The following is a 13,956-nucleotide window of genomic DNA, read 5'->3' as shown; positions in this document are numbered from 1 at the left end:
AAACCTTAATGCCGTTTCACCACCTTGTTTAATCTTGCTGAAATAAATACAGCTGCTATAGATTTTATGATATCTCCGGGTAAAAATGGAAGAGATCCAACTATAAAAGCATTTTTTATTCCAATTTTTGTTATGAACCCAAGCCATGCGGTTCCCATAAAATGAACTACTACTATACCACCAAGCACACAGGCTAAGAACATATTCACCAAGGATTTCTTTCTGCGTGTTAGAAGACTTATTATAACTGCACCTGCAAAATATCCAATTAGATAGCCTCCTGATTTGCCAACTACAATTCCAATTCCAGCTCTTCCTGCTGAAAATACAGGTATACCTATGCATCCCATAAATAAAAATATAAGCATGCTCAACCCTGCCTGTATTGGTGTGAGAACACAGCCTGCAATCATTACTGCCAAAGATTGAGCTGTTATAGGAATCGGTGTAAAGGGTAGTGGAATTGTAATATAACTTAAAATTGCTGTAATTGCTGCAAATAATGCTGAATAAATCATATCTCGTATACTTAATTTTTTATGCAATTTAACCTTCCTCTCTACTTATGTAATTATAAATATCATTGTCCATACTATAACTTCCTTTCGTCTAAAATAATATATTAAATGCATTGTATTGTCAACTCTATATTTTTATATAGTTAACAATATAAAATATAAAAAAACTTATCAATTAAATATCGATAAGTTATAATTTATATTTCATCAAGATTTGCTTGATTCTTCAATATCATCAGTCTGTTCAGTACTTTCCTTGAATTTATCTTTAGTTAAAGTTTCCAAACATTTTGAAACTTTTTTGTTTATTATTCCTGCAGCCAATAGACAAACTGCAATTCCTCCATATAATCCAACAGGTTCAAATATACCCGGAAGAAGTTGAGATGGTATCAATTGTTTTTGAACTGTAGCTGCTGAATATCCCTGTCCTACATATTGTGCTACAGTATTTTTAAATAATAAAACATTATTAACTAATAGTGCTACTCCTATAAGTGCTACAACAACAGCAGCTACATATAAAAGTATTGAAATAAAACCTTTTTTTGATTTTTTTACATTGTCTTTGCTTTTGATTTCCATGATAAATTGTCTCCATTCTGCCTTAATAGATTTATTATACACCTATAATAATATAAGTTTATTTCATTTAGGTGTCAATATTGTTAACATTTTATAACATATCGCAAAACAAAACTCCCATCTCACGTCACAAATAATGACAGATAGATGAGAGTTTATATATATAAAACAATTTATTTAAAATATTCTTGTCCTAATAAATCAGCTGTAAGTAAAGCATCATATAATTGATCCGGAGTTACATCTCCTACCAAGTTATGCACTGTTTCACCTGGTACACAAGCATTTTCAGCAGCTATATGAACTCTTTCCACATCTGTTATACCAATTTCTTTTAAAGTAAGAGGAAGACCTACACTGTAACAGAAATCCAGTACCTTTTTAATTTCTTCCTTTGGTGCATTTTCTAGAACAAGTTGAGCAATAGTTCCAAATGCAACTATAGAACCATGCATAGTTGATTCACATTCTTTCAAAGCTGTAAAACCATTATATACTGAATGTGAAACAGCAAGACCACCATTATCTGCACCTACACCGCTTAAATATACATTAGCTTCAATAATAGCTTCCAATGCTGGTGTTATTAAATGATTTTCACAGGACAATTTTGCCTGATAACCATTTTCCAGCAAAGTCTTATAGCATAATTCACACAATGCCATAGCTGACAATGATATTCCTCCATTTTCAAGACTTGGAGAATCACTTCTTTTACAAGCTCTAGCCTCAAAATAAGTTCCAAGAGCATCTCCCATACCTGCTACTAGAAATTTAGTAGGAGCATTTGCAATAATTTCACTATCTACAATGACAGCTTCTGGATTTCTTGGATAAAATAAATATGTATCAAAAGTTTCATCATCATTGTAAATAACAGATAATCCAGTACAAGGTGCATCTGTAGCAGTAACCGTAGGAACAATAGCTACTGGAAGCTTTTCATAATGAGCAGTAGCCTTTGCAGTATCAATAGCAGATCCTCCGCCAATACCTACAACTACCTGAATACCTTCATCTTGGATTATTTTTCTCATTTTTTGAATTTCGCTTTTAGAACTTACTCCACCGAAAACTTCAAAATGTAATTTGCAATCTGAACCTTCAAAGCTTTTCTCAATTTTTTCGTGACAATATTTATATCCACTTTTACTGCAGATAAAAAGATATGAAGAACCTAAGTCCTTTGTTTCCTTATAAAAATTTAATAGTGCGCCTCTACCCTGTAAATATTTTAATGGAGCTCTTAACAACTTCAATACTGCCATATTATAAACTTCCTTTCTCATTCTAAAAATATTCTTAAAATAAAGCCTGTTGTTATTTTATTATCAAATAAATAGTAACATATTTATTATAAAGTATCAATAGAATAGGAAATATCTTTTAATATTTATCGTTTAATGTATAAGTTTGTAACGTTTAAAACATTTTATGTCATTTTTTAAAATTTTTGTAGTTATTAAATTATTAACAATAATTCATCTTATCAATAATTTAACATGTTATTCTAACATAAATTCATCTATAACTCTACCGTCCACATTCTTTAGTTTAATTCCCAGCAATTTTGCCATGGTTGGAGCTTCATCAATTAAATTCATCTTATCAACAATTGCATTTTTCCTAATTCCCTTCCCTCCTGCCATAAAAACAGTAGTATAATCTTTCTTATAAGGTGAATAACCATGTGTGGCCTTTGTAATATTACGCATTCTGTTAACTTGTTCCGGAATAACCTTCTTTATTACATCTCCTTCTGTACCATCTAAAAAATAAAATCCTCTCTTTGCTTCAAGCATAAATGTACATTTAGGATCTGCACCAAACTTTGTTGCAATATCACTGTTATATATTTTTTCAATGCAATTGGTATTTCTGTTAAAATTACTTATCAGGGAGTATATTCCATTTTTAAGTTCTTTGTCAGTGCTGTCTTTTAAATAAACATATGCACATCCATCACAATTTTTCACAAATGCCCTATATCTTTTTATATTGCCTTTTTTATCCGTATGAATATAACCTGTATTTTTTAACATCACATTTAAATCTATTATTTTATCTTCATCAAAACTGCTGTGATCTCCAAGGGCTATTATTGTACTGTCTTCATACATATGATTTTCCTTCAAAGTTTCTATTATTTCACCTAATCTCTTGTCGTGCCTTTTTAATGAACTCTTCGCCTGTGTTGAATAAAACCCATGACAGTGTCTCATTGCATCCAGTTCTGAATAATGTACAAAAGTTATATCAGGTCTTTTAGTTTCTATAGTATATAAAAATGATCTATGAATAAAATCATCAAGTTCAGGGTGACTTATACCATTTCTAATATAGCCAAATTTTTTATTTATCTCATATTGAAATATGGGACTTCCATTTAAAAAGGATACTATAAGTTGATTCTGCCAAAATCTGTTTGGAAATATTTCGGGAACATTGTACTGTATTTTTGAGTTTGCTGTAACTGGCCATAAAAATGCAGCTACTTTCATTCCTTTTTTTATTGCAAGATCATAAATAGTATCTCCTTTTATATATTTTCTACTCCAGTACCAATCTGGAGATTTTCTATAGGGTTGAAGTAATGTATTATTTACTATTCCATGATTTCTAGGATATTTTCCTGTAACAATGGTGGTATGAGCAGGATATGTAAGACTTGGATATACACTATATACATTTTTACAATACGAGGCTTCTGCAAGGAACCTTTTAAAATTTGGCAGAGATGATATATATTCAAAATCCAGACTGGAAAGACCATCAAATGATATTACATATAGATATTTTGTCATTCTTGACATATAAAACCCCCCATTTATCTATAAAGTATCTTCTTATATAAATATTAGTCCCTAATGATAGAGACTAATACCTAATACATTTTTATTTAATTATTGCGTTGCATACTTTTTGTATTTTTCATAGTCGACTTTACTGCATTCTACTGCTATTGATATACCCTCATTTTTATAATCTGTTGATTTTATATTTGCATTATCATTTAAATATGATACTATATCTCCTCTATCGTATGGAATTAGCATATTACAATTAACATACTCCCCAAAAACTTTTTTGATAATTGCATCGATAAGTTTATCCATTCCCTGCTTTTTCCTGGCAGATATATATATTTTTCCTTCACTTTGTTCCGGAATTTCAGAATCCTTAAGATCTATTTTGTTGTAACAATAGATAACTGGAATATTTTCCGCACCCAGTTCTTTTAGCGTATTTTTTGTAACAGCTATTTGTTTTTCATAATTAACATTTGAATAATCCACTACGTGAACAAGCATGTCGGCTTCTGAAACTTCTTCCAGAGTTGAACGAAAGGCTTTTATGAGATAATGTGGTAATTTACTGATAAAACCTACCGTATCAGTTAACAAAAATGCCTTATTGTCAGGCAGGTCAATTCTTCTTACAGAAGTTTCCAGAGTGGCAAATAGCATATTTTTTTCAAATACCTTCTTTTCCATTGATGGATTGAATAAATCTATAAATAAGTTCATAATGGTCGATTTTCCTGCGTTGGTATATCCCACCAGGGAAATTACAGGTATACCTTCTTTTTTACGTCTCTTTCTTTGATTCTGCCTTTGAGTCACAAGTGTTTCCAGTTCTTTATCAAGTTTACTAATTCTATCTTCTATCTTTCTACGATCAAGCTCTAATTTTGTCTCTCCTGATCCCCTATTATATAAACCTGATCCTCCTCCCTGACGATCCATGGATTCACCAAATCCAATTAGTCGGGGCAGCATATACTGTAATTTTGCAATTTCAACTTGAAGCTGTGCTTCTCTTGTCCTTGCTCTCTTTGCAAAGATATCCAAAATTACAGAAGTTCGATCTATTATCTTGCAATCTATAGCTTTTTCCAAATTTCGAATTTGGGAAGGTGTAAGTTCATCATCAAAAATAACCATATCCACATTTTTTTCATCAACAAGTTTCTGTAATTCCTCCACCTTTCCCTTTCCAAAATATTGAGAAGAATTTATTTTATCCAATCTTTGAGTTATTCTATCAATAACTTCAATATTACATGCATCAGCTAGATTATACAATTCCTCCATCAGGTTTTCAAAATCATCTTGGTTGCTTAATTCAACTCCGGCAATTATAGCCTTTTCTCTATCTTCCATCACATATACCTCCATTTTTATTAAAATAAAAAAAGCACAGGTCTGCTGCCTGTGCATGTAATAAACGGAAAATACATTATAAAACACACCTGCTCTTATATACTATAAAATAACAGACTACCATTCTTAAAATGCATTTTTATATACTTATAAACATATCTATAATAAGGTTATCTTAAAAATATACATAAAAATTCCGATTACCCCGCAGGTCAGCAGAGCTATAAACACTATTAAATTAGTCACATAAAGTGTAAAATCGAAATTTAATGTTCATTTTCCAGTAACCCTCCATTCTAATTAAAATCAGTTATATAATATCATATATATAATAGTAAATCAATTAATTTATTTCTTCACTATTATTCGCAATAAATCTCTTTTTTATGAAAACAGCTCCAAGTATCAAGGCAATTAAAATAAAAAATACAGCTGCTATTATCGAATAGATGTCCACATAGGAAGCAATTGTTTCCCAGGCATTTCCTGCAAATCTTCCCAAATAAACAAGTACCACGTTCCAAATAAAAGTTCCCGAAATTGTTAAAATCAAAAACGAACTCAATTTCATCTTTGTAATTCCAGCAGGTATGGATATGAGACTGCGCACAATTGGAACAAATCTACAGAAAAATACTGCCTTATTTCCATGTTCTCCAAACCATTTTTCAGCTTTTTGGATGTCCTCACTCTTCAAGTGCATTACTTTTCCAAATTTTCCTTGTACTAATTTTTCAAGTCTTTCCGTACTTAAAAATCTTCCAATTGCATATAGCACAAGAGCACCTATTACTGATCCAATAGTAGCTACTAAAATAACCAACCATATATTCATACTGCTAAATGTTGTCATAAATCCACCAAAAGTTAGAATTACTTCTGATGGTATGGGTGGAAAAATATTTTCAACAGCAATGAGCAAACAGATGCCAATGTAGCCAAACTGTTCAATGACGTTTAAAATAATTTGTTCCATATCTTCCTCCAGTAAATTAGATTTTAAATTTAATTATTGTGAATATAACACATTTTCTGAATACTGTAAAGTGATAAATTAGTTAGAGCTATAAATATGTATAAATATTTCTGTGATTAAAATACTATTTTTAGAGGTGATCCTATGCATATAAAAATGGCAGAACTTTGTAAATTATATACAAGTATTGAAAAACATATACTCCAAGATTCCATTCCCTCAAATTATTTAAATAAAATATATAATTGTTCAATATTCCGTGAATATCCTTTTGATATGCTGTACAAATTAAAAATTACTGAACAATCAAAAAAATATCATCCAGAAGGAAACGTATGGAATCATACTCTTCTTGTTGTAGATGAAGCCGGTAAAATAAAATCAAAGAGTAAAGATAAAAAAGTATTCATGTGGTCGGCATTTCTTCACGATATAGGAAAGCCTTCTACAACAAAGAAAACAAATGGCAGAATAACGTCATACAATCATGATAAAATTGGAGCTGAGCTTGCAAAAGAATTTTTATTATTTTTCAAAGAAGATAAGTATTTTATTTGTAATGTCTATAATCTCATAAGATATCATATGCAAATACTCTTTGTAGCAAACAATCTTCCTTTTGCTGACATAGAGGGAATGAAATATAATACAGATATTCGTGAAATTGCCCTGCTTGGTTTATGTGACCGAATGGGAAGATTAAATTCAAACAGATTGGAAGAAAGAAAAAATATTCAAAAATTTCTCCAAGAATGTAAAAAGTATACCTCCAATTTAAAATAAATTGAAGGTATACTTATGCAAATTCATCAATTATATTATTAGAATCAGCTTTTTTACTATTATTATCGTTTTTTAATTCTTCTCCTGAAGCTCCAAGAACCTCATTTATATTTTGAGATTGTTTTTGCTGAATTTGAGATTTAATATTTTCCAGTTGAGCTTCTAACTGTTGAATTTTAGCCTTCTTTGTTTTTTCATCATCCTTACTGGAATTTTCCTGCTGTATTTGTTGTTGTATAGATGTTGCTTGTTTTTCAAGTTGACCTGTATCACTGATATTTAATGATACTCCTATAGTAGACATAGACACAGAAGAAGTTGAAGAAATACTCACTTTAAACACCTCCATTAAAATTATTTATAATTATTTTAATATATCTATCTTAATATTTTCTTAAAATTATAATTATTAAACTCTTTATACCAAATAACCAAATAATTATATATATATTCCTCTAATTACCTAGCATATTCTTTTCTATATTGCACAAGCTTTAATTGTAAGTAGTAAAATATACTATAAAAAGGAGTGTGTATTATGTCATATAACAATAGTAACAAATTAGTAATACCTGAGGCTAAGGAAAAATTAAACCAATTCAAAATGGAATCTGCTTCAGAGGTTGGAGTAAATTTAAAACAAGGATATAATGGAGATTTGACTTCAAGAGAAGCTGGATCTGTCGGCGGACAGATGGTAAAGAAAATGGTTCAGGCCTATGAACAGGGATTAAAGTAATATAAAAAAATATAAAAAGAAGCTTTTTCAAAATAAAATTTTGAAAAAGCTTCTTTTTTATAACTAATTTTTTTAACTTTTCTAAACTACTTCATTGAATTTATGATATTATCTGAAAGTTCATTCATTAAATTAATATCGCTTTCTTTCATACTGGAACGTATTGACACTTCCTTATCTAAAATAGTCATATTCTTCATTTCACTTACAAGTTCACGCATAAGTTTACCTGATTGAGGAGCCCATGAACCATTTTCTAAAATAGCAATGGTACGATTTTGAAGATTTAATGCCTTCATGTCCATTATATAACTGAGCATTGGAGGATAAATCTTCATATTATAGGTTACACAAGCAAGAACTACATGACTGTATCTAAATGTTTCCGCAATCAAATGGGATAGATGAGTTTTGGAAACATCATACATTACTACATTATTCATTCCCTTTTCCACTAATCTCGTTGCCAAATTGCTGGCAGCAGATTCTGTATTACCATACATTGATCCATAAACTATCATTACACCTTTTTCTTCTGGTTCATAACTACTCCACTTGTCATACTTTTCAAGATAATATCCCAAATTATTGCGCCATACCAATCCATGAAGTGGACAAATAGTTTTAATATCCAATTTACTTGCTTTCTTTAAAAGGGCTTGTACATTAGGTCCATACTTGCCTACAATGTTTGTATAATACCTTCTAGCATCTGCAATCCAGTCACGGTCAAAATTTACTTCATCATTAAATAGTTTGCCATCTAAGGCACCAAAGGAACCAAATGCATCAGCGGAAAATAATACACCATTTGTAGTATCATATGTAACCATGACTTCAGGCCAATGTACCATTGGAGCAGTTATAAATTCAACTTTATGTTTTCCAAATGACTTAGTATCGCCCTCTTTGACTTCTATAACTTTTCCATCTATATGAAATCCAAACTGTTTCATAAACACAGCAGCCTTTTTAGTACATATAATCTTTACATCCGGATAACGAAGCATAATCTCTTCAAGAGATGCAGCATGATCTGGTTCCACATGATTTATTACCATATAATCTAAAGTTCTGCCATTTAAAACTGCCTTGATATTTTCAAGGAACTGACGACAAATCGCCCAATCTGCTGTATCAAAAAGTACAGTTTTCTCATCCAAAAGTACATAAGAATTATAGGAAATGCCTTTTGGAAGTGGATGCATATTTTCAAATAAAGCAAGGCGATGGTCATTTCCTCCGACCCAATAAAGATCTTCATCTACTTTTCTAACACAATACATATATTTAATCCTCCTACTAGTTATTATAAGTTATAAATTTAAATCATGTTATTATTTTAACACATATTGAGCAAATAAAATTTTAAATTTGTGTCCGCATTTTTTCAAACAAATACAAAATGTTTGCTTAATGTACGGACATTTTATCGTATATATATATTATACATAATTTTAAAATAAATTACACTTATCTCAAACAATTAAAACTCTTCATATACAGCTGGATCCTGATTATTAGTTCTTCCTGACTTACATGTCAGTTTACAAATATTTTTCATTTCTACATCAGACAATTCAAAATCAAATATATTTAAATTGTCACTCTGGTGCTGCTTTGAAGTTGCCTTTGGAATCGGAATTGCTCCAACCTGTATGTGCCAGCGTAAAATAATTTGTGAAATTGTCTTCTTATGCGCTTTGGCTATTTCACCAATTCTTTCCTCCTTAAGTATACTGTTAGCTCTTCCAAGGGGACTCCATGATTGTGTTACAATATTATGTTCTTTATTCCATTTACGCTGTTTTTCCTGATTAAAATATGGATGAAGCTCTATCTGGTTTATACTTGGTGTCACACCTGTTTCCTTTATTAACCTTTCTATATGTTCAGGCAGGAAGTTACAGACCCCTATTGATCTTATGAAACCTCTCTTTTTTGACTCTATCAAAGCCTGCCATGCTTCAACATACAAATCAACCCTTGGATTTGGCCAGTGAATCAGGTATAAATCATAATAATCAAGTCCCGCTCTAAAAAGTGACTCCTGAACAGTTACAATTGCCTCTTTATATGAATGATGACGTCCTGGCAATTTTGAAGTGATTAAAAGTTCATCTCGCGATACAGGACTCTGTTTAACAGCTTGACCTACTGCTCCCTCATTTTCATAGTTGAATGCAGAATCAATTAATCTATATCCAATGTCAATTGCCTCTTTTATGGCATTTGCTCCATCCATACCATTTAACTTATAGGTTCCGAAACCAATAGAAGGTACTCTAAGTCCATCATTTAATTCTATTTCCATAACTTTATCCTGCATAGTAAACACTCTCCCTGTTTTTATCATAATTTTACAGATATTATACTTCTTTTAATAGGAAAAGTCACTAATTAAAATAGTTAAATAAACAACAATAAACTTACAGCCATAACTGCCATCCCAACCATTAATCCATATATAGATAGATGGTGTTCTCCATATTTTTGAGCAGATGGAAGTAATTCATCTATGGATATAAATGCCATTATGCCAGCTACTCCTGCAAAAAATATGTCAAATGTTAAATCACTCATTGTTCATGCTCCTTAAAAGCAAAAAATCTTTGTCCAAAATAGTTGAGTGAAGTAAATAATATCATGCCTACAAACATAGATACATTATCTTGTATTTTAGTACCCGCTGCACTTAAAAAACTCCTAACTAACGGTTTTGCAACTCCATATGAGATTAAATAGCATACCAAAATGTTAACAATAAATTTAACCACTATCTTAACTGACTTTTCTCTATTCTGAAATGTCCAGTATTTATTGAGAATATAACTTAATATACTAGCCAATATATAATTCGCTGATGATGAAATCCAGTAGTTCAATCCTAATAAATTATAAAAGCTGAACATAATAAATGTACCAACTAAAGTGTTGATTATACCAACTATTAGGAATTTAAACGTTTTAATATCAACTATATTTTTTAATCTATTCATCTAGCTATTCTCCGCTTCAGAATTTTTCTTTTGATCTGTATTTTTTTCCTTTATTATATAAAGAGGTCTATGCTTCGCTTCTAAATATGTCTTGGCTAAATACTCACCAATAACCCCTATACATAATAACTGAATTCCACTTGTCAAGAGAATTACACAGACCAACGAGGGCCATCCACTGGTGGAATCTCCAAAATATAAAGTTCTAACAATAATCAATACAATAAAAACAATAGCAATGCCAAATAAAATAATACCTAAAACAGAAGCCAATGCTAATGGAGCAGTTGAAAAAGCCACTATGCTCTCAATAGAATACAAAAACAATTTCCAAAAAGACCATTTTGTTTCTCCAGCTACACGTTCAATATTTTCATATTCCAGCCATTTTGTTTCAAAACCAACCCAGCTAAAAATACCTTTGGTAAAACGGTTATATTCTGTAATAGACAGTACAGCATCAACCATTTGTCTCTTCATTAGTCTAAAATCTCTAGCACCATCTACTATTTGAGTTTTTGATAGTTTATTAATCAATTTATAATATAATCGTGCAAACAAACTTCTAATAGGTGGTTCACCTTTCCTTGTAACACGCCTGGTAGCTACAGAATCATAATATCCACTCTTTAAAGTTTCATACATTTCCTTTAATAAAACAGGTGGATCTTGTAAATCCACATCCATAATTGCAATATAATCTCCTTTACTTTCCTTAAGTCCAGCATACATAGCTGCTTCCTTACCAAAATTTCTTGATAATAAAATATATTTGACACGATCATCTTGAATTGCCAACTGTTTCATTTCCTTTGCAGACTTATCTCTGCTACCATCATTTATATATATAATTTCATAATCTATATTGGGTATTGTATTCAGTTTTTTTACTACTTCACCATAAAATATTGGAATTGCCTCTTCCTCGTTATAACATGGCACTACAATAGATATACTATCCTGTTGTTTCATTTTATACTCCTTATATATTTTTAATTTGAATCAGTTTTCTTTCTTATAACTAGAAGATAGAACAAAAATATAATCCAGCTAGCTAAAGATACATATTTTGATGCTGCTTGCAGAACAGTTTCTCTATAATAAACCTTTACCCTTCCTTCGCCTTTTACAATTACAGAAATTAATCCTGCCTCTTGTCCTCTATTTAAAAATGGTTCACTAACTGTTCCTCTTCCTGTCAATTGTGAAACATACCCTTTATAATATATTAATGGAAGTGTAACACTTTGACGATTAGTTGCTTTAAAATCAAAAATAATTGTATCTCTATTTTTAGTATAATTTTTTATGCCTACATTTTTTTTATTGTATAGTAAATCCAGTTTTGTATTCTTCAAAGTTGTGTAATGTGCTTTTTCTGGCAAGTACTCGGCTCCTCCAATATAGTCGGTATTTATATGGTCGAGTTGGGTATATTTAAAAACTTTACGTGAGCGTTCAGAACAATTTATAGAATATGATACAGAAAGTAAAATAACCAGAAATAGTAATACACTGGTTATTCTTTTACTTTTTAAAAGATTCAAACTATCCTCTGCAATAATCCAGCACAAGCATAATGTAACAATTGAAATGAACCTCCATGGAAATTGTATGGTATGCAAAAATGTCCTTTCAGCTATTTTCCAGGGAAATAAACTAGTTGTAAATAATAAAAATATTAATCCAACAATAAATATGTCTCTAGTGCTTCTATTTTTTAGTTTCCTAATTGAAAATAAATAAATAATTAAAAATATCAATAATACAACACCCAGGTTAGAAGTTAAAGGTGTATTTGACAGTGAGTCAGTAACTAGTCCCCCTAAGCTTTTGGCATATTTCGACACATGAAAAACTAATATTGTTACCACAAATTTTTGAGAATGCATCTGCTCTAAAATAGGGACAAGACTAAATGCAACTAAGGGTATTATTACTAAAACTGATTTGATAAAGCACTTCAATCGTTCTCTATCATAGTAAAGTTTTTTAATATTAATAAGCAAAAAAACAAAAACAGCAAGTCCAAACATGATTGTTGACAGCATATGAGCATAAATAATCAACGAAATTCCTATTGTAATCAAATACCATTTATTCTTATTTTTATAGAAAATATGATATAACCCCATAAAAGCCAAAGGAAGAAATGACATAGCTAAAGTTTCTCCTAAAGCCGCCCTGCCAGTTAAATCAAAAAGGCGATAAAAAGATAGTGTATATAATAGTGAAAATATCAAGCTTTTACTTATCTTTTTCTCAATATTCATCATGGAAAAATACGATATAACAAAAGTTAAAAAATTAACGAAAACAAGGAAAATCACATAGGATTCAGCTAATGAAAATCCTAATAATCTTAAAACTGCAGGAAAATACAAATATACATCAGAATAAAATATGCTTGTGGCATATCCCATTGAATGCATGAATGTCATGTTTATTCTAGGGAAATAGACATGACTTCTTAAAGCTTCATATAATCCTTCTATCCTAACTGCATGAAATTGGTAATCGTCGCCGGTAACCATTCTAAAATTATAAATGTGAGAAAAATATAAAGATACTACACTTAAGATTATAAAAAATATTGCAATGCTTGTATTAATCACCATCGAATTGTATATTTTATTTTTATCTTTCATAAGAAACTCCTATAAAGTATTTTTTAACAAAAAATTTACACAAAGTAATTATATTCTTAGCAATTTCTACTGTCAACATATTCGACATTATGCTACAAATTCATTTAAAAACTTTACAAAGAACTTTATTAATAAATTTAAGCCATTAAAAAGAAGTGAATTATATTGCAAATTCACCTCTTGGATGTACAAACTGAATCATTCAAAAACTACTATTGATTTCCTGTTTTTAATTCTTAAAACATGATTTAAATTCTTGAGTTCAATATATGCCGTTTCTATATCCTGTCCTATTACAATATCTATATAATTCGGTTCAGTACACAAAAGTGCTTCTTGGTTTGTACCAAGTACATGACTGATAAATACGTTTTTATCCAGCATCTTACTAGTTCTATCACTTTCAAGCACTCTCGCTCCTGGTTGTATACGCTGCATATGTATCATATATTTTTCTTTGTTACAGCTATTATATCGCATGTGATTAAAAATTAAATGCAGCAGATAACTTATACATTTTTTAATAACATGATATAATCAAATAA

15 protein-coding genes and 1 pseudogene are annotated in these 13,956 nt (G+C 30.3%); 2 read left to right on the top strand and 14 right to left on the bottom strand.

Translation table 11 applies throughout. The features are described from left to right. Nucleotides 1-5 precede the first annotated feature (5 nt). From KM800_RS04075 to KM800_RS04050, 6 genes are all read right to left on the bottom strand, one after another. A complete protein-coding gene (locus KM800_RS04075; RefSeq protein WP_217811914.1) occupies nt 6-545 on the bottom strand; it encodes a biotin transporter BioY in 540 nt (179 codons plus the stop codon). A 180-nt stretch (nt 546-725) separates the two neighbouring features. After that, on the bottom strand, nt 726-1,103 hold the full coding sequence (locus KM800_RS04070; protein WP_217811913.1) for a hypothetical protein: 378 nt from the start codon (nt 1,101-1,103) through the stop codon (nt 726-728). A 173-nt stretch (nt 1,104-1,276) separates the two neighbouring features. Continuing rightward, nucleotides 1,277-2,371 (bottom strand): glycerol dehydrogenase, encoded by a 1,095-nt coding sequence (locus KM800_RS04065; RefSeq protein WP_217811912.1) that lies wholly within the window; start codon nt 2,369-2,371, stop codon nt 1,277-1,279. Between the two features lie 237 nt (nt 2,372-2,608). After that, a complete protein-coding gene (locus KM800_RS04060) occupies nt 2,609-3,916 on the bottom strand; it encodes an ectonucleotide pyrophosphatase/phosphodiesterase (RefSeq protein WP_039653894.1) in 1,308 nt (435 codons plus the stop codon). 90 nt (nt 3,917-4,006) lie between these two features. Further along, nucleotides 4,007-5,266 carry a GTPase HflX gene (gene hflX, locus KM800_RS04055; RefSeq protein WP_039653896.1) on the bottom strand — a complete coding sequence of 420 codons (1,260 nt, stop codon included), beginning with the start codon at nt 5,264-5,266 and terminating at the stop codon, nt 4,007-4,009. A gap of 343 nt (nt 5,267-5,609) precedes the next feature. Continuing rightward, nucleotides 5,610-6,242 (bottom strand): DedA family protein, encoded by a 633-nt coding sequence (locus KM800_RS04050; protein WP_017752569.1) that lies wholly within the window; start codon nt 6,240-6,242, stop codon nt 5,610-5,612. Between the two features lie 144 nt (nt 6,243-6,386). On the opposite strand from KM800_RS04050, the gene KM800_RS04045 reads away from it, so the two are divergent. Next, entirely contained in the window at nt 6,387-7,025 is a 639-nt protein-coding gene (locus KM800_RS04045; RefSeq protein WP_039653900.1) for an HDIG domain-containing metalloprotein, read from the top strand. Between the two features lie 13 nt (nt 7,026-7,038). Here the strand turns inward: KM800_RS04045 and KM800_RS04040 are convergent, their stop codons facing one another. Then, the gene (locus tag KM800_RS04040) at nt 7,039-7,359 is read right to left on the bottom strand and encodes a FlxA-like family protein (RefSeq protein ID WP_017752567.1); all 321 of its coding nucleotides are present in this window, start codon (nt 7,357-7,359) and stop codon (nt 7,039-7,041) included. Between the two features lie 204 nt (nt 7,360-7,563). Here KM800_RS04040 and KM800_RS04035 point away from each other — a divergent pair, with 204 nt between their 5' ends. Beyond that, entirely contained in the window at nt 7,564-7,764 is a 201-nt protein-coding gene (locus tag KM800_RS04035) for an alpha/beta-type small acid-soluble spore protein (RefSeq protein WP_017752566.1), read from the top strand. An 86-nt stretch (nt 7,765-7,850) separates the two neighbouring features. Here KM800_RS04035 and KM800_RS04030 read toward each other — a convergent pair whose 3' ends face one another. The 7 genes and pseudogenes from KM800_RS04030 to KM800_RS04000 all read right to left on the bottom strand — a co-directional run bounded on the left by KM800_RS04030 (nt 7,851) and on the right by KM800_RS04000 (nt 13,849). Continuing rightward, complete coding sequence (locus KM800_RS04030) at nt 7,851-9,050, bottom strand: FprA family A-type flavoprotein (protein ID WP_217811911.1); 1,200 nt, start codon at nt 9,048-9,050, stop codon at nt 7,851-7,853. A gap of 200 nt (nt 9,051-9,250) precedes the next feature. Continuing rightward, on the bottom strand, nt 9,251-10,093 hold the full coding sequence (locus KM800_RS04025; protein ID WP_217811910.1) for an aldo/keto reductase: 843 nt from the start codon (nt 10,091-10,093) through the stop codon (nt 9,251-9,253). A gap of 80 nt (nt 10,094-10,173) precedes the next feature. Beyond that, nucleotides 10,174-10,335, bottom strand: a pseudogene (locus KM800_RS04020) (zinc transporter ZupT); the annotation flags it as partial. Nucleotides 10,336-10,343: 8 nt separating this feature from the next. After that, on the bottom strand, nt 10,344-10,763 hold the full coding sequence (locus KM800_RS04015; RefSeq protein ID WP_217811909.1) for a GtrA family protein: 420 nt from the start codon (nt 10,761-10,763) through the stop codon (nt 10,344-10,346). After that, complete coding sequence (locus tag KM800_RS04010; protein WP_217811908.1) at nt 10,764-11,735, bottom strand: glycosyltransferase family 2 protein; 972 nt, start codon at nt 11,733-11,735, stop codon at nt 10,764-10,766. It lies immediately after the preceding gene. A 20-nt stretch (nt 11,736-11,755) separates the two neighbouring features. Continuing rightward, nucleotides 11,756-13,411 carry a YfhO family protein gene (locus KM800_RS04005; RefSeq protein ID WP_217811907.1) on the bottom strand — a complete coding sequence of 552 codons (1,656 nt, stop codon included), beginning with the start codon at nt 13,409-13,411 and terminating at the stop codon, nt 11,756-11,758. A 198-nt stretch (nt 13,412-13,609) separates the two neighbouring features. Further along, nucleotides 13,610-13,849, bottom strand: coding sequence for an encapsulin (locus KM800_RS04000; RefSeq protein ID WP_254906461.1), 240 nt, complete (start codon nt 13,847-13,849; stop codon nt 13,610-13,612). Nucleotides 13,850-13,956: the final 107 nt, after the last annotated feature.

The sequence above is a fragment of the Clostridium tyrobutyricum genome (assembly GCF_019144085.1).
GTDB classification, from domain to species: Bacteria; Bacillota; Clostridia; order Clostridiales; family Clostridiaceae; genus Clostridium_B; species Clostridium_B tyrobutyricum_A.
The sequence above is the reverse complement of the archived record's forward strand: the minus strand, read 5'-3'. Positions and strand labels throughout refer to the sequence as shown.